The organism is Candidatus Pelagibacter sp., assembly GCF_052048095.1.
GTDB lineage: Bacteria > Pseudomonadota > Alphaproteobacteria > Pelagibacterales > Pelagibacteraceae > Pelagibacter.
Genome location: NZ_JBNAKG010000001.1, coordinates 723,425 through 749,674 on the forward strand (window position 1 = coordinate 723,425; position 26,250 = coordinate 749,674).

34 protein-coding genes are annotated in these 26,250 nt (G+C 28.4%); 19 read left to right on the plus strand and 15 right to left on the minus strand.

The annotated features are described in order from the left end of the window. Nucleotides 1-4 precede the first annotated feature (4 nt). From ACTT9P_RS03720 to ACTT9P_RS03735, 4 genes are all read right to left on the minus strand, one after another. On the minus strand, nt 5-1,456 hold the full coding sequence (locus ACTT9P_RS03720) for a hypothetical protein (RefSeq protein WP_440909352.1): 1,452 nt from the start codon (nt 1,454-1,456) through the stop codon (nt 5-7). A 16-nt stretch (nt 1,457-1,472) separates the two neighbouring features. After that, nucleotides 1,473-2,159, minus strand: a complete 687-nt coding sequence (locus ACTT9P_RS03725) for a class I SAM-dependent methyltransferase (protein WP_440909353.1) — start codon at nt 2,157-2,159, stop codon at nt 1,473-1,475. Between the two features lie 88 nt (nt 2,160-2,247). Next, entirely contained in the window at nt 2,248-3,270 is a 1,023-nt protein-coding gene (locus tag ACTT9P_RS03730; protein ID WP_440909354.1) for an NAD-dependent epimerase/dehydratase family protein, read from the minus strand. 111 nt (nt 3,271-3,381) lie between these two features. Beyond that, nucleotides 3,382-4,668: a DEAD/DEAH box helicase gene (locus ACTT9P_RS03735; RefSeq protein WP_440909355.1), complete on the minus strand. Its 1,287-nt coding sequence runs from the start codon at nt 4,666-4,668 to the stop codon at nt 3,382-3,384. A gap of 96 nt (nt 4,669-4,764) precedes the next feature. Here ACTT9P_RS03735 and ACTT9P_RS03740 point away from each other — a divergent pair, with 96 nt between their 5' ends. Further along, nucleotides 4,765-5,214: a YtoQ family protein gene (locus tag ACTT9P_RS03740; protein WP_440909356.1), complete on the plus strand. Its 450-nt coding sequence runs from the start codon at nt 4,765-4,767 to the stop codon at nt 5,212-5,214. A gap of 9 nt (nt 5,215-5,223) precedes the next feature. Here ACTT9P_RS03740 and ACTT9P_RS03745 read toward each other — a convergent pair whose 3' ends face one another. Continuing rightward, entirely contained in the window at nt 5,224-5,394 is a 171-nt protein-coding gene (locus ACTT9P_RS03745) for a hypothetical protein (protein ID WP_440909357.1), read from the minus strand. A gap of 40 nt (nt 5,395-5,434) precedes the next feature. Beyond that, nucleotides 5,435-5,839 (minus strand): hypothetical protein, encoded by a 405-nt coding sequence (locus ACTT9P_RS03750; RefSeq protein WP_440909358.1) that lies wholly within the window; start codon nt 5,837-5,839, stop codon nt 5,435-5,437. 64 nt (nt 5,840-5,903) lie between these two features. On the opposite strand from ACTT9P_RS03750, the gene ACTT9P_RS03755 reads away from it, so the two are divergent. Continuing rightward, nucleotides 5,904-6,284 carry a cupin domain-containing protein gene (locus ACTT9P_RS03755; RefSeq protein WP_440909359.1) on the plus strand — a complete coding sequence of 127 codons (381 nt, stop codon included), beginning with the start codon at nt 5,904-5,906 and terminating at the stop codon, nt 6,282-6,284. Here ACTT9P_RS03755 and ACTT9P_RS03760 read toward each other — a convergent pair whose 3' ends face one another. After that, on the minus strand, nt 6,285-6,770 hold the full coding sequence (locus ACTT9P_RS03760; protein ID WP_440909360.1) for a YajQ family cyclic di-GMP-binding protein: 486 nt from the start codon (nt 6,768-6,770) through the stop codon (nt 6,285-6,287). It lies immediately after the preceding gene. Between the two features lie 92 nt (nt 6,771-6,862). Between ACTT9P_RS03760 and ACTT9P_RS03765 the strand changes: the two genes are divergently transcribed. From ACTT9P_RS03765 to ACTT9P_RS03780, 4 genes are all read left to right on the plus strand, one after another. After that, nucleotides 6,863-7,504: an alternative oxidase gene (locus tag ACTT9P_RS03765; RefSeq protein WP_440909361.1), complete on the plus strand. Its 642-nt coding sequence runs from the start codon at nt 6,863-6,865 to the stop codon at nt 7,502-7,504. A 3-nt stretch (nt 7,505-7,507) separates the two neighbouring features. Then, complete coding sequence (gene rseP / locus ACTT9P_RS03770; RefSeq protein WP_440909362.1) at nt 7,508-8,623, plus strand: RIP metalloprotease RseP; 1,116 nt, start codon at nt 7,508-7,510, stop codon at nt 8,621-8,623. A 158-nt stretch (nt 8,624-8,781) separates the two neighbouring features. Continuing rightward, nucleotides 8,782-9,057, plus strand: coding sequence for an HU family DNA-binding protein (locus ACTT9P_RS03775; protein ID WP_440909363.1), 276 nt, complete (start codon nt 8,782-8,784; stop codon nt 9,055-9,057). A 138-nt stretch (nt 9,058-9,195) separates the two neighbouring features. Further along, nucleotides 9,196-10,497: an ammonium transporter gene (locus ACTT9P_RS03780; RefSeq protein WP_440909364.1), complete on the plus strand. Its 1,302-nt coding sequence runs from the start codon at nt 9,196-9,198 to the stop codon at nt 10,495-10,497. Between the two features lie 116 nt (nt 10,498-10,613). Here the strand turns inward: ACTT9P_RS03780 and ACTT9P_RS03785 are convergent, their stop codons facing one another. Genes ACTT9P_RS03785 through ACTT9P_RS03795 form a run of 3 tightly spaced genes read right to left on the minus strand, consistent with a single transcriptional unit; the run spans nt 10,614 to nt 12,824 of the window. Next, a complete protein-coding gene (locus ACTT9P_RS03785) occupies nt 10,614-11,066 on the minus strand; it encodes a peroxiredoxin (RefSeq protein ID WP_440909365.1) in 453 nt (150 codons plus the stop codon). Beyond that, entirely contained in the window at nt 11,066-12,052 is a 987-nt protein-coding gene (locus tag ACTT9P_RS03790) for a glycosyltransferase family 9 protein (protein ID WP_440909366.1), read from the minus strand. Before ACTT9P_RS03790 ends, ACTT9P_RS03785 begins: the two co-directional genes overlap by 1 nt. Further along, nucleotides 12,045-12,824 (minus strand): FkbM family methyltransferase, encoded by a 780-nt coding sequence (locus ACTT9P_RS03795; protein ID WP_440909367.1) that lies wholly within the window; start codon nt 12,822-12,824, stop codon nt 12,045-12,047. The genes ACTT9P_RS03790 and ACTT9P_RS03795 overlap by 8 nt, the downstream gene beginning before the upstream one ends. A 48-nt stretch (nt 12,825-12,872) precedes the next feature. Here ACTT9P_RS03795 and ACTT9P_RS03800 point away from each other — a divergent pair, with 48 nt between their 5' ends. After that, nucleotides 12,873-13,256, plus strand: coding sequence for a rhodanese-like domain-containing protein (locus ACTT9P_RS03800; protein ID WP_440909368.1), 384 nt, complete (start codon nt 12,873-12,875; stop codon nt 13,254-13,256). On the opposite strand, the gene ACTT9P_RS03805 is transcribed toward ACTT9P_RS03800, so the two are convergent. Both ACTT9P_RS03805 and ACTT9P_RS03810 read right to left on the minus strand, forming a co-directional pair. Next, entirely contained in the window at nt 13,253-13,831 is a 579-nt protein-coding gene (locus tag ACTT9P_RS03805) for a 2-hydroxychromene-2-carboxylate isomerase (protein WP_440909369.1), read from the minus strand. The two genes, ACTT9P_RS03800 and ACTT9P_RS03805, sit on opposite strands and share 4 nt — an antisense overlap. Continuing rightward, nucleotides 13,824-14,297 (minus strand): ABA4-like family protein, encoded by a 474-nt coding sequence (locus tag ACTT9P_RS03810; protein WP_440909370.1) that lies wholly within the window; start codon nt 14,295-14,297, stop codon nt 13,824-13,826. Before ACTT9P_RS03810 ends, ACTT9P_RS03805 begins: the two co-directional genes overlap by 8 nt. 28 nt (nt 14,298-14,325) lie before the next feature. Between ACTT9P_RS03810 and ACTT9P_RS03815 the strand changes: the two genes are divergently transcribed. After that, on the plus strand, nt 14,326-14,889 hold the full coding sequence (locus ACTT9P_RS03815) for a regulatory protein RecX (protein WP_440909371.1): 564 nt from the start codon (nt 14,326-14,328) through the stop codon (nt 14,887-14,889). Here ACTT9P_RS03815 and ACTT9P_RS03820 read toward each other — a convergent pair. Genes ACTT9P_RS03820 through ACTT9P_RS03830 form a run of 3 tightly spaced genes read right to left on the minus strand, consistent with a single transcriptional unit; the run spans nt 14,881 to nt 15,960 of the window. Beyond that, nucleotides 14,881-15,024, minus strand: a complete 144-nt coding sequence (locus ACTT9P_RS03820; RefSeq protein WP_440909372.1) for a hypothetical protein — start codon at nt 15,022-15,024, stop codon at nt 14,881-14,883. The two genes, ACTT9P_RS03815 and ACTT9P_RS03820, sit on opposite strands and share 9 nt — an antisense overlap. Next, nucleotides 15,017-15,793 carry a 3'(2'),5'-bisphosphate nucleotidase CysQ family protein gene (locus ACTT9P_RS03825; RefSeq protein ID WP_440909373.1) on the minus strand — a complete coding sequence of 259 codons (777 nt, stop codon included), beginning with the start codon at nt 15,791-15,793 and terminating at the stop codon, nt 15,017-15,019. Before ACTT9P_RS03825 ends, ACTT9P_RS03820 begins: the two co-directional genes overlap by 8 nt. Continuing rightward, nucleotides 15,793-15,960, minus strand: a complete 168-nt coding sequence (locus ACTT9P_RS03830; RefSeq protein ID WP_440909374.1) for a DUF3553 domain-containing protein — start codon at nt 15,958-15,960, stop codon at nt 15,793-15,795. The genes ACTT9P_RS03825 and ACTT9P_RS03830 overlap by 1 nt, the downstream gene beginning before the upstream one ends. 41 nt (nt 15,961-16,001) lie before the next feature. Here ACTT9P_RS03830 and mnmA point away from each other — a divergent pair, with 41 nt between their 5' ends. The 11 genes from mnmA (at nt 16,002) to ACTT9P_RS03885 (ending at nt 26,134) form a co-directional block, all read left to right on the plus strand. Continuing rightward, on the plus strand, nt 16,002-17,120 hold the full coding sequence (gene mnmA, locus ACTT9P_RS03835) for a tRNA 2-thiouridine(34) synthase MnmA (RefSeq protein ID WP_440909375.1): 1,119 nt from the start codon (nt 16,002-16,004) through the stop codon (nt 17,118-17,120). A 159-nt stretch (nt 17,121-17,279) separates the two neighbouring features. Next, nucleotides 17,280-18,455 carry a trans-sulfuration enzyme family protein gene (locus ACTT9P_RS03840; RefSeq protein ID WP_440909376.1) on the plus strand — a complete coding sequence of 392 codons (1,176 nt, stop codon included), beginning with the start codon at nt 17,280-17,282 and terminating at the stop codon, nt 18,453-18,455. Further along, on the plus strand, nt 18,455-19,672 hold the full coding sequence (locus ACTT9P_RS03845; RefSeq protein ID WP_440909377.1) for an MFS transporter: 1,218 nt from the start codon (nt 18,455-18,457) through the stop codon (nt 19,670-19,672). The genes ACTT9P_RS03840 and ACTT9P_RS03845 overlap by 1 nt, the downstream gene beginning before the upstream one ends. A 1-nt stretch (nt 19,673) precedes the next feature. Continuing rightward, nucleotides 19,674-20,825, plus strand: coding sequence for a chorismate-binding protein (locus tag ACTT9P_RS03850; RefSeq protein WP_440909378.1), 1,152 nt, complete (start codon nt 19,674-19,676; stop codon nt 20,823-20,825). Beyond that, on the plus strand, nt 20,822-21,379 hold the full coding sequence (locus ACTT9P_RS03855; protein ID WP_440909379.1) for an aminodeoxychorismate/anthranilate synthase component II: 558 nt from the start codon (nt 20,822-20,824) through the stop codon (nt 21,377-21,379). The genes ACTT9P_RS03850 and ACTT9P_RS03855 overlap by 4 nt, the downstream gene beginning before the upstream one ends. After that, nucleotides 21,342-22,109, plus strand: a complete 768-nt coding sequence (locus tag ACTT9P_RS03860; protein WP_440909380.1) for an aminotransferase class IV — start codon at nt 21,342-21,344, stop codon at nt 22,107-22,109. The genes ACTT9P_RS03855 and ACTT9P_RS03860 overlap by 38 nt, the downstream gene beginning before the upstream one ends. After that, on the plus strand, nt 22,109-22,510 hold the full coding sequence (locus ACTT9P_RS03865; protein ID WP_440909381.1) for an HIT family protein: 402 nt from the start codon (nt 22,109-22,111) through the stop codon (nt 22,508-22,510). The genes ACTT9P_RS03860 and ACTT9P_RS03865 overlap by 1 nt, the downstream gene beginning before the upstream one ends. Before the next feature lie 93 nt (nt 22,511-22,603). Continuing rightward, entirely contained in the window at nt 22,604-23,395 is a 792-nt protein-coding gene (locus ACTT9P_RS03870; protein WP_440909382.1) for an adenylyl-sulfate reductase, read from the plus strand. A gap of 32 nt (nt 23,396-23,427) precedes the next feature. Continuing rightward, entirely contained in the window at nt 23,428-23,898 is a 471-nt protein-coding gene (gene aprB / locus ACTT9P_RS03875) for an adenylyl-sulfate reductase subunit beta (RefSeq protein ID WP_440909383.1), read from the plus strand. Continuing rightward, nucleotides 23,898-25,757 carry an adenylyl-sulfate reductase subunit alpha gene (aprA, locus tag ACTT9P_RS03880; RefSeq protein ID WP_440909384.1) on the plus strand — a complete coding sequence of 620 codons (1,860 nt, stop codon included), beginning with the start codon at nt 23,898-23,900 and terminating at the stop codon, nt 25,755-25,757. Before aprB ends, aprA begins: the two co-directional genes overlap by 1 nt. Before the next feature lie 23 nt (nt 25,758-25,780). Continuing rightward, on the plus strand, nt 25,781-26,134 hold the full coding sequence (locus ACTT9P_RS03885; protein WP_440909385.1) for a hypothetical protein: 354 nt from the start codon (nt 25,781-25,783) through the stop codon (nt 26,132-26,134). Nucleotides 26,135-26,250 lie beyond the last annotated feature (116 nt).

Sequence of the window (26,250 nt, forward strand, 5' to 3'; positions counted from 1 at the left end):
ATTATTAATTTTTTCTAGTTACTTTGATATTATCTATAATTATTAATTTATTGTTACAGTAATTCACTGATTTTATGTTCTCATCTTCCACTAAAGCTTTTAATTCTTTGTGCATATAACCATCTGGGTATAATCTATGTTTTACAATGATTATACTATTTGCTTCATTTAAATTTGCCCAAGCAGGATTATAAATCCATTGCTGAGAAATATAATTAACTTTCCTATTTAAACTTTCTAAAATTATTCTACCTGGCCAATAATCAGCTATTACTGTATACTTTTTAATCATTGAAATATTTTTCACGCAAATAATTTCATCATCAAAATTAAAATGAGTTCTTTCATTTCTCATTTTAGTATCAGTTAAATTATAATTAATTATTTGAGCTATTCCAAAAATTAAAAAAAATAGTGAAATATAAAATAATTTTCTTAATTCAATTAAGTGAATTTTAAAGACTTCATAAATCAACAGAATACTCACTGGCAAGATAAAAACATAAAATCTCATGTTCAGGTATGAATAATTGTCAGTTAAAATTATAAATATAAAACTTACAAAAGAACCAAAAAAAATACATTTGATAAAATCAGAAATATTTTTTTTATAATATAAATAAACAAAACAGATTGCTGGCAATGCATATATTAAAAAAAATATAGTTATAAAACCTATGCTATCATCAACAGATTTATTATTTTTTGTTAATCGATAATCACTCAATTGATCATTTGTGTAATAAGTAATCACAAGAGCAGCAGAAGCAATTAATGTAAGCATACAAATATCAATAAAATTTTTTTTATTCATATTAATCAAATAAAAAATTCCAATTATGGGTAGAAAATAAATTGCAAACCAAAAATCACTAAATGATAAAATAAAAACTAAAAAATATAATATAAGATTATTTGTTTTTTTATTTTCCTTGAAATAAAAATAATATGAGAGCACTATTGCCATGACAGTGCTAAGACCATGATTTCCAGGGATTAAAATATAATTATTAATTATAAGTAAAGGATATATCTCTAAACTAATAGCGAGACTAAAAAAATAAGAAACCAGTATGTTGAAATGATAATATGCTAAAGTTGAAAGCATTAATAATATTCCTATTTCATAAACTTTTTCCTTTTGCTGTGATTTGTAAAAGTAAGTAAAAAAGAATATTAAAATTAAGATATTAATTGGTGAGACGAGTATAGAATGCAGCAAATAATCATTCAATAAAGATGGTAAAAATGAAATAGCAATATCTAAAAAATAATAAAAAGGTGGAAAGGTAAAATTTTTTAAATTTACTCCCTCTATAAGGTCTCTAGAAAAAGAATAACCCCATATTGTGTCACTATTAACTACACTGTCTTGGTTATAATAAACATAGATAAAATGATATATTAAAAAAAATATAAGAATTAACGTAAATTCTATTAAAGCTTTCTTATTCATTTAATTTCCACATTAATTATTTTTTAAAAATACAAAAGTATTGGGCACCTAAAAATAACCACTTCATATATTTTTCAAAATTAAAAAATAATTTTAATTTTGATGGAAAAAAATGTATGTAACCAGATTTTTCAAGTTTAAAATTACTTTTTCTACAAATCTTGATCAAGTTCATTTTGTTAATTAGTTCAGCATCAACATCAAATTCACAATTAGACACGATTTTTAAAGTAATTGGGTTATAAGGGTTGTGTTCAAAAATTAAAAGTCTTCCATTATCATTAAGTAATCCAAAAATTTTTTCAAACAGCTCATCTCTTTCAGCACTTTTTACATGATGAATTACATTGGTTAAGATTATCAAATCAAATTTTTCAGCATTATCAAATTTTTCAATACAATTAACTTCTGGATATCTTGATTTTACATAAGCTAAACTTTTTAAAGATTTGTCATATGCATATAATGTACTATCTTTAAAATTGTCTTTTAAAAATTTTAACATAGAACCAACACCGCATCCAAAGTCTAATATTTTAGAAGGATCATGACCCAACTCTCTTTTTGCAATTTTAGCTTTTCCCGCATGATAATAAGAAAAATTGCTGTCAAGTCTTCCAAAACTCTCTAAGAGTTTTTTTTCATAATCTGAGCTAAAATCATCAAAATCTATAGACTTATTTTTATTATCCAATTTGCTCATAAATTCTTAATAATTAAAAGTTAAAGAGACGTATACAATTATTAATTATTAAAACTAGTTAAAATATACAGATATGTATTGGTTAATATTATTTCTTTTTAGAAAAAATGTTTAATAGTTTAAATATTTTCATATCAGGATATTTATCTGACCCTAATTTAATGTTTTTGGTATTTTCTAAATTCTGAACATAATATTCATAAGTAGAATAAAAAAGTTCTCTACTAGAAACTTTGCTTTCAACGTTAATTCTTTGCTTTATTTTTGAAACATTTAATAAGATATTTTTAGTGAGTAGAGATTTGTGATAAGAATTTATGTCAATCAATCTTAAGCTAATTAGTATATTTAAGATAAATAAGCCAAAATTCTTATTTAAAGAATAAAATTTTGATGTTGAGTTTGTTTTTTTTATAATGAATTCAAGATTTTCTTTAAAAGAGTAAGATTCTGAACAACCTATATTAAATATATTAAACCCTTTAAGTCCAATAACTTTTTCAATAGCTAAATTTAATTCATCTACAGATACAAATTGAATTTTATTACTTCCATTACCAATTAAAAAAATTGGCAAACCTTTTCTGATTAATTCAAATAAAATTCCAATACGGTGACTTCTTGATTTACCAATTACTATTGGAACTCTAAAAATTGTAATATCAATATTTTTTTGTTGTTTAAGTTTATTTTCTATATCAAATTTTGAAACCCCATATTTATTCAAAGTTGAAGGCTCTTCTGTTTCTTTAATTAACTCCTCATAGTTCTTTTCATAAATTGAGAAAGTAGAGGTAAAGATTATTTGTTTTATTTTAAAATTTTTAGCAAGTTCAATTAAATTTGTGGCGCAAACTAAATTATTTTCATAAATAATATCTTCATTAGCATCGAATATTTCAGACGCTAAATGTATAATTGTATCAATTTTATTATTAGTAAAAAATTCTTCTAATTTTTTTTTATCTTTTAAATCAATTTGAAAAAAATTTTTTTCCTCAGAATGTTTATTCTTGTCAATTAAGTAAGTTTCATAATTTTCTGATATTTTTTTTGATAAAATTTTACCAATAAAACCAGATGAACCCGTGATTAATATTTTGGCACTCATTATAAAAAATATTTTTTAACTAATTTTTCAGATAAATAAAGTATAAATAAAAAAACTTAAGATTGATCAATTAGAATTAGTAAATTTTAAGTAAAATTTAATTCGTTCTATTTATTTTTTATTTTTAGACTTAAATTTAAAGCTTTTCGGTCTTTTTCGATTTTTAAATTTTTTTTTAAATTTAAACTTTTTTTCTTTAGTTTCTTGATTGCCTTTTGACCTAAATTTCTTTTTACCCTTATTTTTTTTGAATTTACCTTTAAATTTTTTATTTTTCTTATTAGAAGGGTTTTTAACTTGTTCTTTTAATTTAAAATTTGGATCAATCAGTTTTTGAATAGATCTCCACATACTATTGTCATGATTAGTTAGAAAAGTCATTGCAGAACCTTCTTTCCCAGCTCTTCCAGTCCTTCCAATTCGATGAATATAATCTTCAGGCACCTGAGGAAGATCATAATTTATCACATGCTGAATTAATGGAATATCCAAACCACGCGCCGCTACATCTGTTGCAACTAAAATCCTATTTTTGCCAGATCTAAACCCTCTAATTACTCGATCTCTTTTGCTTTGTCTTAAATTTCCATGAATAGCATCAGCTGAATGACCGTCGTATTTTAATCTTTTAACAATTTTATCAGCACCATGCTTTGTTTTAACAAAAACTAATATTGAACCTGATCTTTCAACTAACTGATTAATTAATTCATGATATTTTTTATCTGGAGTTATTTGAAAAGTTTCTTGTTTTATCTTTTCAATTGGAGTTGAAACTGAACCAATTGATATTCTCTCAGGATTTTTTAAATATTTTTCTGAAATTTTTAAGATGTCATTTGGTAAAGTTGCAGAAAATAATAATGTTTGATGACTTTTTGGAATATGTCTTAAGATCAATTCTATTTGTGGAGTAAAACCCATATCCAACATTCGATCTGTCTCATCTAAAACAAGATAGGTTACTTTATAAAGTTTTAAAGATTTTCTCTCAATGTGATCGTTAATTCTGCCTGGGGTTCCAACAATTATTCTTGTTCTTTTAGTAAGTTGTCTTAGTTGTTTTTGCATACTCTCACCACCTATTAGAAGAGCTGAATTGATATTAATCTCTTTACTGTTTAATTTTGTAACTGTTTGCATAACTTGTGATGCAAGTTCTCTTGTGGGGCAAATAATTAATGCCATTGCATTTTGATCTTTGATTAATTTATTAATCATAGGAATAGTAAATGCTAAAGTTTTTCCAGTTCCTGTTTGAGCAGTTCCTAAAATATCTTTACCTGTTAAACTCAATGGTATGGATTGGCTTTGAATCGGTGTAGGCGTTTTAAAATCTGCAAATTTAAGTGAGTTCTTTAATTTATTTTCTAAAGGGAGTTCATTGAAATTATTCATATAATAGTAATTGAGTGAGGTGCTTATACTGTTTATTAGTAATATCAATATTATTAATATTTGTTATAAAACAGTCAAAAATTTTAGGAGAAATTAATGTTAAAAGTTTATTTAGCTGGTGAAATTCACACAAACTGGAGAGAAGAGATAATTGATAATTGTAAGAAACAAAATTTACAGATTGAATTTACTTCACCTGTAACAGATCATCCTTCCTCAGATGATTGTGGTGTTGAAATATTAGGACCTGAAGAAAAAAACTTTTGGAAGGATAGAAAAGGGGCAAACATTAATTCTATTAGAACTAAAAAATCTATTAATGACTGTGATGTAATCATTGTTAAATTTGGTGAAAAATATAAACAGTGGAACGCTGCATTTGATGCAGGTTATGCTGCTGCTTTAAATAAATCTATTATTGTAATTCAAAATGAAGATCATCAGCATGCTTTAAAAGAAGTTGATGCTGCAGCCGCTGCAGTATGTTCAAATCAAGAACAAGCAGTTCGTATTTTAAAATATGTTTTAGAAGGTTCTTTAAAGTAAAGATTTAAGTTACCACCATCCTAACAACCTTCCATTACCAATTATTATCATTAAACAAGTTGCTATATGTAGTAACACCCAAAAAGATCTAACGATCACTACTTGTTTATCGTATGGTTTTGTTTTTTTATCTGAAAAGCTTCCTAAAGCATACAGCCATATCTTAAATAAGTTATTCATTTTTATCTCCATATCTTTTATTGGAGAAGTTTATTAAAATCTAATTTTGAAAAAGCAAGTTTCTAATGTCAGTAATTATCTGTCTCATTCTTTGATCATAGTCTACCGATGGACCAGACATATGTTCACCTCTTTGAGTGTAAAATAATATAGCTCTTAAATAAGTTAATGAATCTTTATATTTACCTTCATTAAAGTATTGATCATAAAAATTACTTTCATTTGAATTAAATTCTTTTTCTATTTGATTATCTTCATAAGCATTAAATGTAAGAGCAAAATGATTAATTTTTTCTATTAAACAGTCTTTAGGATCTGGAACATCATCTATAATAATGTCATCATGTTTTAATTTGAATGTAGGAAAATCTATTAATTTGAATTCTGAAATGTGAGCATCTGTTTTCACATATTCATGCCATTCTTTTCTTCTTTGTTTCTTCATAAATTTTATAATCGAGAATAGTATTTATTGGTTTTTTTAAAAAATAAATATAATCTTTTGTCATATGATATTTGTTAAGAATATGAATTCTGTGTCTGAACAAGATTGGACTACTAGCGAAAAGTATCCAGGAGTTAGATGGAAGTTTTTAATTGATGAAGATTATAATGACAGCAAAGGTCTTTCTTGTGGCTTTGCTGAAATAGAACCTGGTGGAAATTTAACATTACATCATCATGCGCCCGATGAGATTTACGTTGTAACAAATGGAAGTGGAACATTAAATAAATCTGGAGAATTAGAAGAAATTAAAAAAGGTGATGTTGTATATATTGCAGGAAATGCAAAACATGCTCTACAAAATAATGGTAAAGAAGTTTTAGGTTTTTATTGGGTATTTCCAACAAATCGTTTTAAAGATGTAGAATATATTCCTGACGTTTAATTAATCTCTAAAATTTATAAAATCAATTGGTAGACCAATATCAATAGATCTTATAGCACCCATAGCTTCTTGAAGATCGTCTTTCTTTTTTCCATCAACTCTTAACTCATCACCTTGAATTTTGATTTGGATTTTAAGCTTTAGTTTTTTGATATCAGCAATAATTTTTTTTGCATTTTCTTGGCTGATGCCTTCTTTTAATTCACTAACTTGTCTAATAGAGCCACCTGATGCACCTTCAGAGTTTTTAATTTCTATTACTCTTGGGTCAACTTTTCTTCTTACCAGATGAGTTTGTAATAATTCATTAACTTGTTTTAATTTTAATTCATCAGGTGCAACTGTTGTAATATTTTTATCTTTTCTCTCAATTGTAATTGTAAGACCTTTAAAATCATAACGATTACCAATTTCTCTTAAACAATTAGCTAAGGCATTATCAAATTCTTGGAAATTAATTTTACTGATTACATCAAAAGAAGGCATAAGTTATATTATCAAATTAGCTTTATTAATTAAACAAAATTTGAGTTTTTATAACTCATTGAGAATTACAGATTTTCAACTATATATGTCCTATGGTCAATTTAGATATACATCACAAACCAGAAAATATTAGTGATCGAGTAGCTTTAGCTTTTACTAAACTACTTAGGTTTATAGCTGATACTTTTTTTAAGAAAAAATATGGTCATAGAGCTGTTGTTTTAGAAACTGTTGCAGCTGTACCTGGCATGGTAGGTGGAATGTTGATACATCTTAAGTCTTTACGAAGAATTAAAGAAGATAAAGGTTGGATCAAAACTCTTTTGGATGAAGCTGAAAATGAAAGAATGCATTTGATGACTTTCATTAATATTGCTCAACCAACTTTATTTGAAAGATTTCTTATAATGTTTGCTCAGTTTATCTTTATAATATTTTATTTAATTGTTTATATAATTTCTCCAAGAACCGCTCATAGAGTAGTTGGGTATTTTGAAGAAGAAGCTGTGATAAGTTATACTCAGTACTTAGAAGAAGTTGAAAGTGGTAAAATTGAAAATGTTAAGGCTCCAAAAATAGCAATTGATTATTGGAACTTGCCATTAAACTCTACTCTTAAAGATGTTATCAAAGTTGTTAGAGATGATGAAGCAGGTCATAGAGATTTAAATCATAGTTATGCTAATATATTAAATAATAAAGAGGATCCAAACGAAGAACAATTACAACATTAATTTATGCTTTTAAGTTATATAATACCTTTTTTAATTTTGATTTTAGTAGTGGTTTTTATCCATGAATATGGTCATTATTATTTTGCTAAAAGATATGGAGTAGGAGTTACAGATTTTTCAATTGGATTTGGTAAGGAATTATTTGGCTGGAATGATAAATCTGGAACAAGATGGAAAGTTTGCGCTATTCCATTAGGTGGATATGTAAAATTTTTTGGTGATAGAAATGTGTATTCTCAAGCAGATCATCAAGAAATTCTTGATAAATATAATGAGGAAGAGAGACAAAAACTATTTATATTAAAACCTTTATATCAAAGAGCTTTAATTGTTTTTGGAGGCCCACTTGCTAATTTTTTATTAGCTTTAGTAATATTTTTCTCAATTTATACATTTGTTGGTAAGGATTTTACTCCTGCTGTTATTAATGAAGTTCAAAAAGATAGTCCTGCAATGGTGGGAGGATTAAAAGAAAAAGACATCATTTTAGAGATAGATGGTAATGAAGTTAAAAGTTTAATGGATGTCTCAAAATATATTACAATGTCTACAAGTGATTTTATCGATTTTAAAGTAAAGAGAAATTATGATGAATTAATCTTAAAAATTAAGCCCAATATGGTTATGAGCGAAGATAACCTTGGAAATAAGATCAATAAAAGAATGGTTGGTATTAAACTTGGTGCTTATAATGATGAAATTAATCACGTAAAATTAGGTCCTGCCCAAGCAATTTATCATGCTGCTCATGAAGTTTATTATGTAAGTATTTCATCACTTAAATATCTTGGCGGAATGATAATGGGAAAAGCTGACACTTCTCAATTAGGTGGCCCAATAAGAATTGCTAAAATTTCTGGACAAGTCGCAACGTTTGGAGTGATAGCTTTCATAAGTATGATGGCATATATCTCAATAAGTCTTGGATTAATTAACTTATTTCCAATACCAATGTTGGATGGTGGTCATTTAATGTTTTATACTTTTGAAGCTTTGCTTGGGCGTCCATTAAGCCAAAAAACTCAAGAAGGTTTCTTTCGAATCGGATTATTTTTGTTGTTATCTTTAATGTTTTTTACAACCTTCAATGATCTTAGAGATCTCGGATTATTTGGTTGATTTAATTTTGTAAAAAGTTCAAAAATCCAATAAAATCAACAATTATTTAAGTTTTCACAACATATAGCATGTTGTTTATTAACAGCTACTAAAAAAGACCTTGATTTATCAACACTTTTAACAATGATAGTAAATAACCTAATAAAACCGGAGCTAAAATGAACAAAAAACAATTAGTAGTAAAGCTTTCAAGCTCGCTAAATTTAAGTAAAGCAGACGCTGAGAGAACTTTTGATACTATTACCAACACTATTTTAGACGCTTTAAAAAACGATGATAGCGTTAAAATTGCTGGTTTTGGCACTTACAAAGTAGCTAAAAGAAAAGCAAGAGTTGGAAGAAATCCTAGAACTGGTGAGCAGATCCAAATCGCTGCATCACAAAAAGTTAAGTTCTTACCTGCTAAATCTTTAAAAGAAGCTTTTAACAGATAATACTTTTTAACAGCCTTAATACTGAAATAGTGTTAAGGCTGTTTCTATATGCAAAATCTGCATACCCCTTTTACAGTATAAACGTTAGTTAAAAAAATTAATCAAAATATAAGACACTTTTTAAACAAGGGAGGTCTTATGACTAAATTAATAAAAAAAATAAGCGCACCGCTTATTAGTTTAATTTTGTTATTAAACATGAGTAGTGCAGGAATGGCAGAAACAACAGTATCTGCTGAAGTTGGGTTTATATTCAATACTCTTCTATTTTTAATATGTGGTTTCCTAGTCATGTTCATGGCAGCAGGTTTTGCAATGCTAGAATCTGGAATGGTAACTTCAAAAAGTGTCTCGGTAATTTGTGCAAAAAATATCGGACTATTTTCAATTGCTGGAATAATGTTCTGGCTGTTTGGATATAACTTAGCTTATGGAATTCCAGAAGGTGGTTATATAGGTAAATTTATACCATGGTCAGACTCGAGTGCTATAGATACTGGTTATTCAGATGGATCAGATTGGTATTTCCAAATGGTATTTTGCGCAACAACAGTTTCAATTGTATCAGGAGCAATGGCTGAAAGAATTAAATTATGGCCTTTCTTCTTTTTTGCAGCAATTTTATCTGGAATTTTATACCCAATCGTAATGGGTTGGCAGTGGGGCGGAGGCTGGTTAGCAGAACTTGGCTTCTCTGATTTTGCTGGATCAACTCTGGTACACTCAACTGGTGGAGCAGCAGCTTTAGCAGGTGCAATCATTATTGGACCTAGACTTGGAAGATTTACTAAGTCTGGTGAAGCAACACCTATTAAACCGTTTGCAGCTTCTTCAATTCCATTAGTAACACTCGGTGTATTTGTTCTATGGTTAGGTTGGTTTGGTTTCAATGGTGGTTCTCAATTAGCTATGGGAACAGCTGATGATGCGATCGCTGTATCAACTATCTTCATTAACACATTCTTAGCAGGAGCTGGTGGTGTATTAGCAGCAGCTGTTGTTACAAGATTGTTTATTGGTAAGACAGATGTAATCCAAATGTTAAATGGTTGTATTGGTGGTTTAGTTGCAATTACAGCAGAGCCATTAGCACCATCACCATTTGCTGCAATTTTAATTGGTGCAGTGGGAGGTGTAATAGTTGTTTACGGTACTAAGTTCTTATTACAGATGAAAATTGATGATGTAGTAGGTGCTGTACCAGCTCACTTGTTTGCTGGTATCTGGGGAACATTAATTGTTCCAGCTACAAATGCTGATGCATCTTTTAGTGCGCAATTAATTGGTGTTGTAGCTGTGAATTCATTCATATTCTTCGTAGCTTATATAATCTGGTCAATCATGAAAGCAACAATTGGTCTAAGATTAAGTAAGGAAGGTGAAATGAAAGGTACAGACGTAACCGAAACAGGAGTAATTGCTTACGCGATACGTGACTAATTACATGTAATATAGGAGTTCTCCGGCTCTCTAGATCTACTCATCGGAGGGCTCCTTTAAGAATTAACTTCTCTCTCTTTTAGTTAATAATTAGAAAGGCCCTTCGGGGCCTTTTTTTAATTTAATGATTTTAAAGTTTCTAATACTTCTTTTGCGTGATCTTTAATTTTCACGTTATTCCAAATTTTTAAAATTTTTCCATTTTTATCTATTAAAAAAGTACTTCTAATTGTTCCCATAAACTCTCTACCCATGAATTTTTTCTTACCCCATATTTTAAGTTTTTTATGAAGTTTAATTTCTTGATCAGATAAAAGATTAAATTTTATCTTATATTTTGCTCTAAATTTATCATGGCTTTTAATATCATCCTTTGAAATACCTAGTATTTCACAATTCAGTTTTTTAAATTTAGGTAGTAATTTGTTAAAATCATTAGTTTCAATTGTGCATCCAGGTGTGTCATCTTTTGGATAAAAATATAGTACTAAATAATTAGAAATATTATCTTTTAAAGAAAAGTCATTACCTGAAGTAGATGGAAGAGTGAAATTTGATATTTTTTTCATTACAAAGAATTTATTATAAAATTAAAAACATTATCAACTTTTAATTTTTTCATACCTTCTCTATCTCTATTCCAAACATTATCAACATAATCATCTGGTGTAATTGGAATTACTTTACTGTATTTTAATTCACTAACAGGATCGTTTGCAATTAATCCAAATGATTTAACACCTAGGGCAGCAGCTAAATTCATTGGTCCAGAATTATTTCCTACGAAGAAATCTGAGTTTTTGATTGCTAAAATTACTCCTTTCAAATCTTTATTTGAACAATCAATAAAATAATTTCGCTTTGAATTTTCAATGATTTTTTTAGAAATATAAGATTTGTCTGGGCTACATATTAGATAAATGTGATTAAATATTTTTTTTTCATATAAAAGATCGGCTAATTCTATAAAACTATCCTCAAACCACATTTTATAATCCTCAAAAGAATCCACACCAAATGCAATTTTTTTTCCAGACAGTAATAAATCTTTATTACCATCTTTAAAATTATTAATGTCTATTTCTATCTCAGGATAAATATTATTAATTTCAATTGAATTAATCTTTAACAATTTTTGAGATTGTTCAGAATAATTAAGCTTCCAATCTTCATCAGACAAAACTTTGGATACTGTTAACCATTTTTTTTGATTACCAATACCTGGTCCAATTATATTTTTAATTCCAGCTAACCTTGCAGCAATTGCAGGTTTATTTACTTTGTCTAAGATATAAACAAATTCATATTTTTTATTTAAAAAAAGATTTGTAAGTTTAAAAACATCAATCCAATAACTCAAACCTTTTCTAAAATTATTATAATTGATTTGATTAATATATTTTAGATCTTTTAAAATATTTTTGGCTTGAGTCTTTTCTCTTACAACTAAATCTATATTTTCTTTATGATGATCACTGATTGCTTTGATATAAGGTAGCTGCCAAATCAAATCTCCTAATTTATGATGGGTATAAACGATACAAATTTTAGTCATTAAATTTAATTTTTATATCTTCTCTTCTTTTTAAATTTGCAAAATCTAATCCATTAATTGGAAATGAATTTTTTGTTTTTTTATTTGAAATCTTAAATTTTTTTTTATTTAAAAAAGTAAGCTCAAGAACATCAGGAATATTCTTAGAATTTACTTTGCCATAATTATTAGCATGTATATGAATAAGCTTGAATTTAGAGTTTTTCATAAAATTTATAATTTTTTTTAAATTTTTGTTTACTGAGTGAAATTCAACAATTAATAAATTAATTTTATTTGAATTATTTAGGATATCCTTGAAAACTTTATATTCATCTCCCTCGATATCTACTTTTAAAACTGTATCTTTATATTTTTTATATATCTCGTTAATAGTAATTTCGCTTGTTTTCTTTTTTTTTCCAACAATCTTTTTTATATGATGTTCATTTTTTGATTTAAAAAATCTTTTATATTCCCAATATTTGAATACATCTTTAATTTTATTAAAGCTTAATTTCTTCAAAAGTATTAATGATATAAGATCTTTTCTAAGTCTCTTATCCCAAAATTTATTATCTATCGTGTGGTCATACGCAATAACTTTGCATTTTTCATTTTTACTTAAAAAATCTTTTTCAAATTCCCAATCGTCATTTAAACCGCAAGTGACAATTGTTTTTGATTTAGAAATAACTCTTTTATCTATTACATAACCGCCATCTTTATTAGGGCCAATTCTAAGTAAATTTGATCTTTTTACATGAAAGGGTTTAAATATTTGTGGCAACATAATTTTTTACTTTAGCTTTTAAAAAAAATATATATTAAGTCTTTTATTATGAATATTAAATCATCTCAAACTCTAGTTACAGAAGCTTTGAATGAGATTAAAACTATCTCAACAGATGAGGCTTTTAATAAGTTAAATAAAAATGAATGTAATTTAATTGATATCAGAGATATTAGAGAACTGGATAAAGAGGGCAGAGTTGAAAATGCCAGTCATATTCCAAGAGGTATGCTTGAATTTTGGCTAGATCCAGAAAGTGTTTATTTCAAAGATGGTAAACTTGATATGAATAAAGAAATGGTTTTGTTTTGTGCGGGTGGATTAAGATCAGCTCTTGCTGCGAAAACATTGCAAGAAATGGGCTTTGAAAAAGTTTCTCATATCGATGGCGGTTTTGCTGCTTTAAAATCTAGCAAGTTTAATATCGTTTAATCGTTTAGTTCCTCTAAAGCGTAATCAAGTCTATCTTGACCCCAAAATAGTTTGTTGTTTATTACAAATGTGGGAGCGCCAAAAACGTCCTTATCAAAAGCATCGCTCGTCAAATTTTTAAGTTCATCTTTTATTTTTTGATTATTTATTCCGTCTGAAAAAAGATTTTCATCAATATTACATTCGCTTAACATCATTTTAATTACATCTTTCTTTGAAATATCTTTGTTTTTTTCCCAATAGTAATCAAAACAAATATCAATAAATCTATCTTTTTGATCATCACTAATAAAAATAAATCCTCTCATTAAATATAAAGAATTAATTGGAAAATTTGCATTCCAAACAAAATCAATTTCATTTTTTTGAGCTATAATTTCACAATCATTTTTCATATTTTTCATTTTTCTTTCATTAAAAGCAGGAGCAGTAATCCCACCAAGATTATGTAAACCACCTAGCAAAATTGGCTTGTAATTAAAGTTATTCCTTTTATTCAATTTGATAATTTTTTTATGAGCTAAAAAAGTATAGGGACTTATAAAATCAAAATAAAAATCTATTTTATTAATCATAAAGACTTATTCTTTTCGCGTAAAATAATCTGATGAACCAATAAATAAATAATCCTAAAGGACCAATTAAATAAGTAGTGATTAAAGGAACTCCTAATAAATATTTATTCACTCCAAATTTTTGTGAGTCTTTTAAAATCCAACCTCCAGCAAATAGATTTATTGAAACAAAATGGATCCAAAACATTATTAAAAAAGTATCATCGGAAAATAAATCTGACAATTCTGCAATACCTAAATATAACATAAAATTTTTATCAAAATCATAGGCACCAATGTAAGATTGATAGAGCATAAATATATAGGCCCCACCCAATAGAGTTATAGGAAATATTGATGTGACAAAGTATTTACAAAGATGCGACTGGGGAAAAAAAATTAAAATAATCCAGAAAGGCAAAACACCACAATTGATCCACAAATAAAGCATCTCAATAGTAAAATATGTATAAATTTGTTCGATCATTTAAAAATATATTATATTAAATCTATCGATGATTCCTATAAGAAATAAAAAAAAAGAACTTAAAGTAACCGTAGAAGAAATGCGTAATTTTGCATTTGCTTATGTAGAAAAATATGCGCCATCAAAACAACAGTTAAAAACATATTTGCTTAAGAAATATTTAAAAACTTCAGTACCAAATGTTAAAAAACAAGATGTGAGTAAATTAATTGAAATTGTTCTAAATGACTTAGAAAAGAGTAAATTTATAAATGATAAATTCTATTCTGAGAGTAAAGCCAGAAGTATGATTAATAGAGGAAGTTCAATAAATAAAATTAGGAGCTACTTACTAGGTAAGGGAATTGATGAAAATTATATTAATAATACAGTTGAACAAATTCATGATGAAAACTCTGATCAAGATTTTTTTTCTGCAATTAAAATTTGCAAAAAGAAAAGAATAGGACCAGCTAGAGTAGAGGACAATCGACCATTATTTTATAAAAAAGATATATCTTTATTAGCCAGAAATGGATTTGATTTTGAAACTTCTAAAAAAGTGATGGATATGACAAAAGAAGAGTACAAGAAAATAATAAATTTACTCTGATTTTCTTTTTTTTTCTTCTTCTACTAAGTAATCAATTTTCTGTTTAATATAATTTCTTACAAATACAAAAACTAACAATCCTAATATTGAGACCGAAAATATAATTATCAGGATAATTCGTAATTGTTCATCCATTGCTTAATCTTTTACTTTTAAGAACTATACTTGGATTTAGAAAATCTTTCTTACCATAAAGTATTTTGTTTCCATTAAAATCTTCAACAGATCCACCAGCATGTATCAATATAGCATGACCTGCAGCGATATCCCATTCACAGGCTCTTGGTTCTGCTGCGTACAAATCATACTCTCCTGTTGCTACTACACAAAACTTGTATGAGCTTTTCATTTTTTGGTACTCTGAAATATTATTATCGTTGTGAATTTTTAAAATTTCAGGCTTTAAAGTATTGGCATAACTCACAGCTTTAATTGATTTATTTTCATTCGTTAAATAATTAAGATTTATTTCTTTATCATTAACAATTTCATAACTATGACCTTTGCTATAGGCATAAAATAATCTATTCTTTGCAGGAGCTTTTATTATTCCTATCAGTGGTTCTTTATCAATAATTAATGAAGCATTAAGTGTAAACTCATCTCTATTTTCAATGTAATCTCTTGTTCCGTCTATTGGATCAATTAACCAAAAATCTTTTAAATTTTTAACGTCTTTATTTGCTGAGGTCTCTTCTGAAACAATCGGTATATTGGGAGTTAAGCTTGAAATTTTTTTTGTTAAAATCTTATTAACTTCAATATCACCATTTGAAACAGGTGTGTTATCTGACTTTATTTCTTTTTTAAGCCCTTCCTCTCTAAGCTTTAATGAAACCTGTCCTGCATCATTAAATGTATCTAACAGAGAAAGAGTTATTTTTTTTGCTTCTTCAAAATTCATTATTTAAACTTTTCAATTTTTACTTCTTCAACATTAATTACTTGTTTTCCAGCATTCTCAAAATTAATTGTAACTTTATTACCTATAATTGATTGAACTTGACCAATTCCCCATTCTTTTTTAGCAGGATTTACAACTTTATCGCCTGGTTCGTAATCTAAAATCATTTAACTTAACTTATATTGCAAATGAGTATAAATACCAGCACATGAATAAAGAAATAAATTCCTTAGGCATTAATAAAAAACCTTCTGAAACTAAAGTAGTTGTTGCTATGTCCGGAGGTGTAGACTCATCTACCGTGGCGGGGATGATGAAAAAAGAAGGTTATGATGTAGTGGGAATTACTTTGAAATTATATGATGATGGTAAAGAAGTAGCAGCATCTAAGCAGTGTTGTTCAGGTCAAGATATCATGGATGCTAAAAGGGTTGCTAACAAATTAGATATAGAGCACAAAATTTTATATTATCAAAATAAGTTTAAACAAGGAGTGATTGATAATTTTGTAGAGAGTTATCTAAAAGGAGAAACTCCAATTCCTTGTGTTCAGTGTAATCAAACGGTTAAATTTAAAGATTTATTTGAGGTAGCGAAAGAATTAAAAGCAGATGCAATGGTTACAGGACATTATGTGAAAAGTATTACTGATAAAAATATTACTAACATGTACAGAGCGATAGATGAAAATAGAGATCAAAGTTATTTTCTCTTCAACACTACAAGAGAACAGTTAAATTATTTAAGATTTCCTCTTGGCGGGATGTTAAAAGACAAAACTAGAGAGATAGCAAAAAATCTTGATCTTAACGTTGCTGACAAACCTGATAGTCAAGATATCTGTTTTGTGCCAAACGGCGATTATGCATCTGTTATTCAAAAATTTAGACCAGACTCTTTTCAAAAAGGTAATATCAAAAACTTGGATGGTAAAGTTATAGGAGTCCATGATGGTATTATTAATTTCACGATAGGCCAACGAAAAGGAATTAAAGTTTCTGATAAAGAGCCTTTGTATGTTTTGAAAATTAATTCAGATAAAAATGAAATAATTGTTGGTTCAAAAGAACATCTAGGAAAAAAAATAATTAAAATTAAGAATATAAATCTACTTTGTGAAGAAAGAGAATTAGATAAAGATATTTTCTGCAAGGTAAGATCTACTGGAAAATTATTAGACGCAAAAGTTAATGTAAATAAAGACTTAACGGGTGAGGTAAGCCTTAAAATTCCAGAAGATGGCATTTCCCCAGGTCAAGCGTGTGTTTTTTACGCTAAAGACCAGGTCGGATATAAAGTCTTAGGTGGTGGTTGGATACAAGAATAACTATTTTTTCTTATTCTTTTTTCTAGCTCTTCTTTTTTTTGAGCCCATTTTTCTTCGGCCTCTATGTTTCTTCGGGTAACCCATTTTTTCCTTTGTTTATAATTTAATTGAAATTATTCGCGGGATATAGCATTGTCCCCTCAACTTATCAATTTTTTTATGAGTAATACTTTTAAGACATTTTTAAAGCATACGGCTAAAGACTTTCATAATCAGTCTGTAAACCCTCCAATTGTTAGAGCATCAACAATTATCTTCAAATCAATGCAGGATATAAGAAAAACACAATCCAAAGCGGCTAAAGATCCAACTGGTGGGTACTTTGACTATGGAAGACAGGGCACATCTACGACACATATATTACAAAAAATTTTATCAAAGTTAGAAGAAAGTTATCATGTTTTTCTAACGCCAACAGGATTCGGAGCAGTCTTTTTATCAATATTTAGTGTTACAAGACCAGGTGATGAAATTTTAGTTGCAGATCCAGTTTACAGTCCAACAAGACTATTAACTCAAGATTACCTTAAAGAATTTAATATTAAAGCAACATTTTATAATCCAAGCGATTTAAAAACATTAGAAAAGAATATAACTAAAAAAACAAAACTAATCTTTGTTGAAAATCCTGGAAGCAATTCTTTTGATTTCCAAGATCTTGGCAAGATAGTTTCAATAGCAAAGAAAAATAAAATATTAACAGCAATAGATAACACTTGGGGGACACCATATTTTTTAAAACCTATAAAACTTGGTTTTGATATGGCTATTGTTTCTGCAACAAAATATTATTCTGGTCACTCAGATGTAATGGGTGGTTCCTTAGCTGTTAATAAAAAAGTGTTTAAACAAGTCCAAAGAACAGACAAAATTACTGGTATGAGAATGAGTCCCGATGATGCTTATTTAATTACAAGAGGACTTAGAACTTTAGATGTAAGACTAGATAGACACAGAGAGAATGCAAAAAAAGTTTCAGAATTCCTCTCAAAATTTAAGAATATTAAGCTGTTGTATCCTTATAAAAAAGATTCAGTGAACTTTAGAATGTGGAAAAAATATTATTCAGGCGCATCTGGCCTAATGGGACTAAAAGTTAAAGCCAAAAATAAATCTTCGGTAGTAAAATTTGTAAACTCACTAAAACTTTTTGGTTATGGGTACAGTTGGGGCGGCTTTGAAAGTTTAGCCTTACATCAAGATATAAGAGAACAAGGAAAACGAAATTATCTTAAATTAGATAGTAACGAACATCTTGTTAGACTTCATATCGGTCTAGAAGATCCTAATGACTTGATTGCAGACTTAAAACAAGCTCTCAAGCATTTAAGATAATGCAGAGTAAATTTTTCCAATCAAAAACTGCTTTGATAACTTTAATAGCTGCTTGTGCAGTAGTTTTTATTTCACTTGGGGTCCGACAAACTTTTGGTTTATTTTTTATGGATTTCAAAAGAGATCTTGGAATATCCATAACAAATTCTGGTTTGGCTGTTGGAATTCAAATGTTAATGTGGGGTTTAACAGGTCCGATTTTTGGTGCGATTGCCGATAAATATGGTGGTCATAAAGCAATTAGTTTAGCTTTTATATTTTATATTTTAGGAATTTATTTTTTATATAATGGCCCTAATACAGGCTTGTTTTTTCAATTAGATTTAGGATTATTAGTTGGAATTGGATTAGGTGGAACAGCGATAAGTATTCCAATGGCAATAGTTGGAAAACATTTTCCTTTATCAAACAGAACTATAGCAATGAGTTTTGTAACAGCCGTTGGATCTTTAGGTTATTTTGCCTCTCCTTTATATACAAACTATTCTTTAAATGCGAATGGGTGGGAGCACACCTTAAGTGTTTTTATGTTTTTTCTAATTTTTGGATTGTTGGTGTCTTATTTTGTCAGATCTCCATCTTTAAATGAGTCACCTGAGAAAAAAAATGATCAAACAGTTTCTGAAGCATTAAAAGAAGCCTTTGGAACTAAGAGTTATATTTTATTGGTTTCAGGATTTTTTGTTTGTGGTTTTCATATAACTCTAGTTGGAACACATGTTCCAAAATATGTAATCGATAGAGGTTTAGAGGATTGGACAGCAGCTGCAATTTTATCGTTAATTGGTTTATTTAATATTTTTGGCTCATTATTAAGTGGATATCTATCTTCAAAAATGAGTAAAAAAATTATTTTAAGTGTAATTTACCTACTTAGAGGAATATCAATTATTTTCTTTATATTCTTACCACCTAGCAACCTAAACGCTTTTATTTTTGGAGCAAGTTTTGGATTTTTATGGCTTTCGACTGTTCCGGCTACTAGTGGAATTGTTGCTCATATTTTTGGCACAAGATATTTAGGTTTATTATATGGATTAGTTTTTTTAAGCCATCAAATTGGATCGTTCTTTGGTGCTTATTTAGGTGGATTATTTTACGATACATATGGTTCATATGATTATGCGTGGTATTTAGCAATTGTACTCTCTGTTTTTGCTGCAATAATTCACTTACCAATTAAAGAACAAGCAGTTTTAAGATTAAGAACAGAATAAATTGAATATACTTGAAAATCTCTCTAGATCCGAACAGCCATTTATACTCTATAGGTCTAATATAGGCTTTAAATTATATTCTCAATTCTCAAAAAAAATTATTTTAAACGAAAAAAACATTAAAAGTTTTTTAAATAGTATAAAAAAAAAGAAATCAAATTTTAAAGAAACAGACTTATTTGTGGGTTTTTTTGGTTATGAAATATTAAACAACTTAATTGGCATAAAACTTCCAAAACAAAAAAGCATCAATTTTCCTAAAGGAATTTTTTATAAACCTGAAAAGGTACAAAATTTAAAAGATATTAATTATAAAAATGAAAAGAGACAAAAAACCTATACGAAATTCAAAATAAACTTATCATTAAATAATTACATAAAAATATTTGAAAAATTTAAGAAAAAAATAAAAAGCGGTGATACATATCAAATTAAAATCTGCACAAAGTATAAAAATAAGTCAATTATTGATCCATTAGATTTGTTTTCTAAATTATGCAAAACTAATCTAGCACCTGAGTCTTTTTTTATTAAAGATAAGGATTATTCAATAATAAGCTGTTCTCCCGAAAACTTGATAGATAGAAGAGGAAATTTTATTTCAACAAAGCCTATCGCTGGAACACTGAAAAAGAATAAGAAATTGAATAAATCAAAAGCTCTTAAATATTTTAGAAAAAATATTAAAGAAACTAAAGAACACAATATGATTGTTGATATGGAAAGAAATGATTTATCAAGGATTTGTGTACCCGGAACAGTCAAAATTAAAAAAGAAAAAAAAATTGAAGAATATAAAGATCTATTTCACTACGTAACTTTGATTGCTGGCAGATTAAGAAAAAATATAAAAATTATTGATATAATTAAATCCATGATGCCAGGCGGATCTGTAATTGGCTGTCCAAAAATTAGCACCTTGAATTTATTAAACAATCAAGAAAGAGAAAATAGAAATATTTATACAGGCAGTTTTGGTTTTATAAAGTTTAATGGTGATATGAGATTCAACATAATAATTAGATCTTTATTGTATTATAAAAGTATATCAGAAATTTCAGTTGCATCTGGTGTTGTTGTAGACAGCAAGCCAAAAAATGAATTTAATGAAAATTTTATTAAAGCTAAAGCCTTATTAGATTTATTCAAATGATTTATATTATTGATCATAAAGATTCTTTCACCTTTAATGTCGTTCATCAATTTTCTTTATTTGATAAAGTGGAATGTGATGATTATTCAGAAATTAAAGAGAAAAAATTAAATAAAGCTTCTGCAATTGTTTTTTCTCCGGGACCAGGATCTCCAAAAGATTATCAGATAACCTCAAAAATCTATAAAAAATTTAAAAATAAAAAAAAAATTATTGGAATTTGTTTGGGTTTTCAGCAGATACTTCATTGTGAAGGTGGAAAAATTGTTGAACAAAATAAAATATATCATGGCTATCAATCAAAAATTAAAGTTGTATCTAGAAATTCTTTATTTAAGAAAAATACTAATTTTGTAGTAGGCAGATATCATTCATTAAAATTAAAAGAACCTTTTAAAGCAAAAAATTTTGACATCACAATGAGATGTGCTAATTCAAATGTTGCGATGGCAATTGAAAATAACAAAGAGAAAATTTATGGTTTTCAATTTCATCCAGAATCTTTTTTAACAATAAATGGTAACTTACTTATTAAAAAAATCTTATCGGCTTAAAGATTATAAAGAAATTGAATTTAATGATCTTTGGGGTGATCATGGTGTGTTCACAACGATGTGGTTATTTGACAAACCACAAAAAATTTTATTTTTTGATCAACACATAAATAATTTAATAAAATCTACAAAAGTCTTTAAAGTTTATAAAGCAGATTTAAAATTGAATATTTTAAAAATTTTGAAAGAGATAATAAATCCAAAAATTAAATATAATCACTTGTTAAGAGTAGCAATAAACAAAAAGACATTATCTGTCTCTATAAGAAAAAGAATAAAGCCAAAATTAGATTTTACTTTAAATCTGGTAAATCTTAAAAGAGCCAAACCTGAATATAAAAATTTAAAATATAAACAAATTTTAAAATATCTTTCAAAATTAGATAATTCAAAAAATGATATAGGCTTATGTGTAAAAAATAAAGTTTTTGAAACTGGAACTTCAAATTTAGTTTTTATAAAGAAAAATAAAATATTTTTTCCAAGAAATAATTATTATAAAGGAATAACATTTAAATTTTTTAAAAATAAATTTAAAAAATTTTATTATACAGATATTAGAATTAATACATTGTCTGAATTCGATGAAATTTTATTAATAGGCTCTGGAAAAGGGGTTGCGTCAGTTAAAAATATTAAGAATTATGCCTGGTCAAGAAAAAGTATGAAGTATTACAAATTATTTTCATCTACGTATTTAAAAGCAATTCAACAAAGTAAAAAATATTAATGATAAGAGATCCAAATAATCCTTGCTTATTTTGTAATGCAAAAGAGAGTGGTATTGCTGCAGAAAATGAATTTGCATACGCAAGTTATGACTCTTATCCGGTTTCAGATTTTCATTGTCTTATTATTCCCAAAAGACATGTAAAAGATTATTTTGAAATGAGTGATGAAGAATTGTTAGCTTGTAACGATTTAATTATAAAAATTAAAAATGAAATCCTAGCTAAAGATAAAACGGTTAAAGCATTTAATATTGGAACTAATGCTGGAAAAATTTCTGGTCAATCAATTATGCATTGCCATATTCATCTGATTCCAAGAAGAGAGGGAGATGTTGAAAATCCCCAAGGAGGAGTAAGATCGGTTATTCCTAAAAAACAGCACTATAAAAGAGAAAATTAGACTATTAACAAAGACAAATTGACCAATTCTTACATATTGAAGTCCTGTACAAACTAATTTAGAAAAGTGTGAAATTAACTAAAATTTAAAACTATGTTACAAAACAATCCTTTTCTAAATTTAGCTGAAGTAGTTTCACCCTATGCAATGCAATCATTCATTATTGCAATGATAGTTTTAATAGCTGTTGGAACTATAATTCAAATGATACATCATAAGAACGTTACTTACTTTTTGAACAATGCAAAAAAAGCAAAATTATCTGCTACAAAAGAATTAAGTGCAGGAGAGAAAGCGGCAATTATAGCTAAAACAACAGTTGTGGATATTGGCACAACATCAGAATTAGGAATGGGTAAAAGAAGATTAGCGCATGTATTAGGTATGTACGGAACTATTTTATTTTGGATTTCATCTGCTGTATTGATATTTGGTTATACTAGCGAAGGTTCAACAACAACTGTTTGGTCAACTTTGTGGCATGTTGGAGCGATACTTACTTGTTTAGGTGGATTTTGGTTTTGGTTTTTTTTAAGAGTAGATGTATCTGCAGAAGCTTTTCCTTGGTATAGGATTATTAAAGCAGATTTATTCGTACTAGCTCTTTTAGCTTGTTCAACATTTGGTTTAGCGTGGTCATATTTTCAATATTCAAGTCAAATGGGATTAAGTTATTTATTTCTAGCATTATTTGTAGTTGCTAACATCGTGTTATTCGGTGGAGTTTACTGGTCTAAGTTTGCTCACATGTTTTACAAACCTGGGGCAGCTATTCAAAAAAATCTAGCTGAAGCAGATGGTTCAAGAGATAATCTTCCTCCACCAGCTGATGCACCTGAACAATTTGGTTTAGGAATTAAAAGAGAAGAACCAAAACATTATTAACCATGAGATTATTTAAAAAGGAGAAAAAATAAATGTCAACTTTTGTATACATGACTAGATGTGATGGCTGTGGTCATTGCGTAGATATTTGCCCATCTGATATAATGCATATCGATGAAAATATAAGAAGAGCAAAAAATATTGAGCCAAATTTTTGTTGGGAATGTTATTCATGTGTTAAGGCATGTCCTAACCATGCAATTGATGTAAGAGGTTATGCTGATTTTGCTCCAATGGGTCACAGTGTTAGAGTAAGAAGAGAAGAAGAAAAAGGAACCATCTCTTGGAAAATAAAATTTAGAAATGGAACTGAAAAAAACTTTGTATCTCCAATTACAACAAAACCTTGGGGTGAGTTTATTCCAAAACTTGCTGATGGCGACAAACCTAATCAAGGTGAAATAAATTCACAAAGACTTTATAGAGAACCTGAAGGTTTAAATATTGATGGTGAACTTCCATCAGTTCCAAAAGAGTCTTTTAAAAAAGGAGTTTATTATTAATGGCTAAACATAAAACTCATTACGAAGAATGTGATATTTTAGTTGTCGGTGGCGGTATGGCCGGTACAGGTGCAACTTTTGAAGCAAGACACTGGGGAAGAGATATGAAAATTGTTTGTGTTGAAAAAGCAAACATTGATAGAAGTGGAGCTGTTGCTCAAGGTCTTTATGCAATTAACTGCTACATGGGAATGCAGTGGGGTGAAAACCAACCTGAAGATCACGTTAGATACGCAAGAAATGATTTGATGGGAATGGTTAGAGAGGATTTAGGTTACGACATGGCTCGTCACGTAGACTCAACAGTTCATATGTTTGATGAATGGGGTTTACCTATGATGAAAAATGAAAAAACAGGTAGATATTTAAGAGAAGGTAAATGGCAGATAATGATCCACGGTGAAAGTTACAAACCAATTGTAGCTGAAGCTGCAAAAAAATCTGCAGATAAAATTTATAACAGAATAATGATCACTCATTTGTTAATGGATGAGTCTCAAGAAAATAGAATTGGTGGAGCAGTCGGGTTTAACATGAGAACAGGTGATTTTCATGTATTTAGAGCTAAAGCAGTGATTGTTGCAGCAGGTGGTGCTTCACATATCTTTAAACCAAGAGCAGTTGGTGAAGGAATGGGTAGAACTTGGTATGCACCTTGGAGTAACGGTTCTGCGTATGCATTACCAATTGCAGCTGGTGCAAAAATGACTCAAATGGAAAATAGAATTGTTCTTTGTAGATTTAAAGATGGTTATGGACCAGTTGGTGCTTATTTCTTACACCTAAAAACATATACACAAAATGCTAATGGTGAGAACTATGAGAAGAAGTGGTATGATCAAACTAAAGAATTAGTTGGAGAGTATATTGATCATCATCCAACACCTACTTGTTTGAGAAACCATGCATTCATTCAAGAAGTTGCAGCCGGCGGTGGACCAATCCACATGGTAACAAAAGAGGCATTCCAAGACCCACATTTAGAAACTGTTGGATGGGAAAATTTTTTAGGAATGACAGTTGGTCAAGCTGTTGTATGGGCTTCACAAAATATTGACCCTAAATATACTAATCCAGAATTAACAACATCTGAACCATATGTAATGGGCTCACATGCAACATGTTCTGGAGCTTGGGTAAGTGGACCTGAAGATTTGTCACCACCTGAATATTTCTGGGGATACAACAGAATGTTAACTATTGATGGTTTATTTGGAGCTGGAGATACAGTTGGTGGAAGTGCACATAAATTCTCATCAGGATCATTTACTGAAGGTAGATTAGCAGCAAAAGCAGCAGTAAAATACATTGAAGATAAGAAAGCTGATGGTATTAAAGTTTCTGACAAACAATGTGAAGATTTTAAAACTAAAGTCTACAAACCATTAGATAATTATACAATCGGAAGAAATGAAATAACTGGAGGAACGGTTTCTCCAAGTTATATTTCACCAATTCAAGGTTTACAAAGACTACAAAAAATCATGGATGAGTATGTTGGGGGAATAACTTCAAATTACATGACTAACGGAAATATGCTAAAAAGAGGCCTTGAATTACTAGAATGGCTTCAAGAAGATCTAGAAAATGTAGGTGCTGAAGATTATCACCAGTTAATGAGAGCATGGGAGCTTAAACATAGAGCGTTAACTTCTCAGTGTGTTACAGAACATACTTTATTTAGGGAAGAAACTCGTTGGCCAGGTTACTATTACAGAGGTGATCACATGAAACTTGATGATGAAAATTGGCATTGTCTAACTGTTTCAAGAAGAGATCCAAAAACTGGTAAGTTTACAATGGAAAAAGTACCTGTGTACCACATTGTAGATGAAAAAGAGGAAAAGAAAGCTTCTTAATTTAACAGATCAAAGGAAATAAGTTGAAAGATTTACTTAATAAATCTGATGACGAAGTCTTTGCTATTGCAAAGCCTTTTTGGGAAAATCTAGTAAAATCTTCAAATCTTAAAGATTATGGTGGTTTTACGCGAGATTTTTCTACTCAAATGCTGTTTGGAGCAAATGAAGTAGAACTTGGAAAGCAATGGGCTAATAATAAGGTAATTACCAACCTTCATGATACCTACAATCCTTTTGGAACTCTTAGAAGAGGGGATCATATTACTGTATTGATTAAACAGACTAATAAAGAGCTTCCGGGCGAGTTTTTAGGAAGGTTAGTTTTAGGTGTTGAGGATAATGAAGTTAAAATCTTTGGTGCTACTATATATTAAAAAAATTTAGTCTATCAAACAAATAAATTGACAAATTTCTCGCTAATGTTATTGAGCGAGAGATGAATTTCCTCTTCTTAAAAATATCAAATAAAATTAAGCTTTTAAAACTGAGC

Excerpts from the sequence above, each read along its gene's own strand:
- ACTT9P_RS03815 (WP_440909371.1), top strand. The coding sequence starts at position 14,326 with ATGATTCCTATAAGAAATAAAAAAAAAGAACTTAAAGTAACCGTAGAA.
- ACTT9P_RS03755 (WP_440909359.1), top strand. The coding sequence starts at position 5,904 with ATGATATTTGTTAAGAATATGAATTCTGTGTCTGAACAAGATTGGACT.
- ACTT9P_RS03845 (WP_440909377.1), top strand. The coding sequence starts at position 18,455 with ATGCAGAGTAAATTTTTCCAATCAAAAACTGCTTTGATAACTTTAATA.
- ACTT9P_RS03795 (WP_440909367.1), bottom strand. The coding sequence starts at position 12,824 with ATGTTGCCACAAATATTTAAACCCTTTCATGTAAAAAGATCAAATTTA.
- ACTT9P_RS03735 (WP_440909355.1), bottom strand. The coding sequence starts at position 4,668 with ATGAATAATTTCAATGAACTCCCTTTAGAAAATAAATTAAAGAACTCA.
- aprB (WP_440909383.1), top strand. The coding sequence starts at position 23,428 with ATGTCAACTTTTGTATACATGACTAGATGTGATGGCTGTGGTCATTGC.
- ACTT9P_RS03855 (WP_440909379.1), top strand. The coding sequence starts at position 20,822 with ATGATTTATATTATTGATCATAAAGATTCTTTCACCTTTAATGTCGTT.
- ACTT9P_RS03775 (WP_440909363.1), top strand. The coding sequence starts at position 8,782 with ATGAACAAAAAACAATTAGTAGTAAAGCTTTCAAGCTCGCTAAATTTA.
- ACTT9P_RS03840 (WP_440909376.1), top strand. The coding sequence starts at position 17,280 with ATGAGTAATACTTTTAAGACATTTTTAAAGCATACGGCTAAAGACTTT.
- ACTT9P_RS03860 (WP_440909380.1), top strand. The coding sequence starts at position 21,342 with ATGGTAACTTACTTATTAAAAAAATCTTATCGGCTTAAAGATTATAAA.
- ACTT9P_RS03820 (WP_440909372.1), bottom strand. The coding sequence starts at position 15,024 with ATGGATGAACAATTACGAATTATCCTGATAATTATATTTTCGGTCTCA.
- ACTT9P_RS03780 (WP_440909364.1), top strand. The coding sequence starts at position 9,196 with ATGACTAAATTAATAAAAAAAATAAGCGCACCGCTTATTAGTTTAATT.
- ACTT9P_RS03810 (WP_440909370.1), bottom strand. The coding sequence starts at position 14,297 with ATGATCGAACAAATTTATACATATTTTACTATTGAGATGCTTTATTTG.
- rseP (WP_440909362.1), top strand. The coding sequence starts at position 7,508 with ATGCTTTTAAGTTATATAATACCTTTTTTAATTTTGATTTTAGTAGTG.
- ACTT9P_RS03750 (WP_440909358.1), bottom strand. The coding sequence starts at position 5,839 with ATGAAGAAACAAAGAAGAAAAGAATGGCATGAATATGTGAAAACAGAT.
- ACTT9P_RS03745 (WP_440909357.1), bottom strand. The coding sequence starts at position 5,394 with ATGAATAACTTATTTAAGATATGGCTGTATGCTTTAGGAAGCTTTTCA.
- ACTT9P_RS03765 (WP_440909361.1), top strand. The coding sequence starts at position 6,863 with ATGGTCAATTTAGATATACATCACAAACCAGAAAATATTAGTGATCGA.
- ACTT9P_RS03805 (WP_440909369.1), bottom strand. The coding sequence starts at position 13,831 with ATGATTAATAAAATAGATTTTTATTTTGATTTTATAAGTCCCTATACT.
- ACTT9P_RS03800 (WP_440909368.1), top strand. The coding sequence starts at position 12,873 with ATGAATATTAAATCATCTCAAACTCTAGTTACAGAAGCTTTGAATGAG.
- ACTT9P_RS03720 (WP_440909352.1), bottom strand. The coding sequence starts at position 1,456 with ATGAATAAGAAAGCTTTAATAGAATTTACGTTAATTCTTATATTTTTT.
- ACTT9P_RS03825 (WP_440909373.1), bottom strand. The coding sequence starts at position 15,793 with ATGAATTTTGAAGAAGCAAAAAAAATAACTCTTTCTCTGTTAGATACA.
- ACTT9P_RS03785 (WP_440909365.1), bottom strand. The coding sequence starts at position 11,066 with ATGAAAAAAATATCAAATTTCACTCTTCCATCTACTTCAGGTAATGAC.
- ACTT9P_RS03865 (WP_440909381.1), top strand. The coding sequence starts at position 22,109 with ATGATAAGAGATCCAAATAATCCTTGCTTATTTTGTAATGCAAAAGAG.
- ACTT9P_RS03760 (WP_440909360.1), bottom strand. The coding sequence starts at position 6,770 with ATGCCTTCTTTTGATGTAATCAGTAAAATTAATTTCCAAGAATTTGAT.
- ACTT9P_RS03790 (WP_440909366.1), bottom strand. The coding sequence starts at position 12,052 with ATGACTAAAATTTGTATCGTTTATACCCATCATAAATTAGGAGATTTG.
- ACTT9P_RS03740 (WP_440909356.1), top strand. The coding sequence starts at position 4,765 with ATGTTAAAAGTTTATTTAGCTGGTGAAATTCACACAAACTGGAGAGAA.
- ACTT9P_RS03725 (WP_440909353.1), bottom strand. The coding sequence starts at position 2,159 with ATGAGCAAATTGGATAATAAAAATAAGTCTATAGATTTTGATGATTTT.
- ACTT9P_RS03830 (WP_440909374.1), bottom strand. The coding sequence starts at position 15,960 with ATGATTTTAGATTACGAACCAGGCGATAAAGTTGTAAATCCTGCTAAA.
- aprA (WP_440909384.1), top strand. The coding sequence starts at position 23,898 with ATGGCTAAACATAAAACTCATTACGAAGAATGTGATATTTTAGTTGTC.
- mnmA (WP_440909375.1), top strand. The coding sequence starts at position 16,002 with ATGAATAAAGAAATAAATTCCTTAGGCATTAATAAAAAACCTTCTGAA.
- ACTT9P_RS03870 (WP_440909382.1), top strand. The coding sequence starts at position 22,604 with ATGTTACAAAACAATCCTTTTCTAAATTTAGCTGAAGTAGTTTCACCC.
- ACTT9P_RS03730 (WP_440909354.1), bottom strand. The coding sequence starts at position 3,270 with ATGAGTGCCAAAATATTAATCACGGGTTCATCTGGTTTTATTGGTAAA.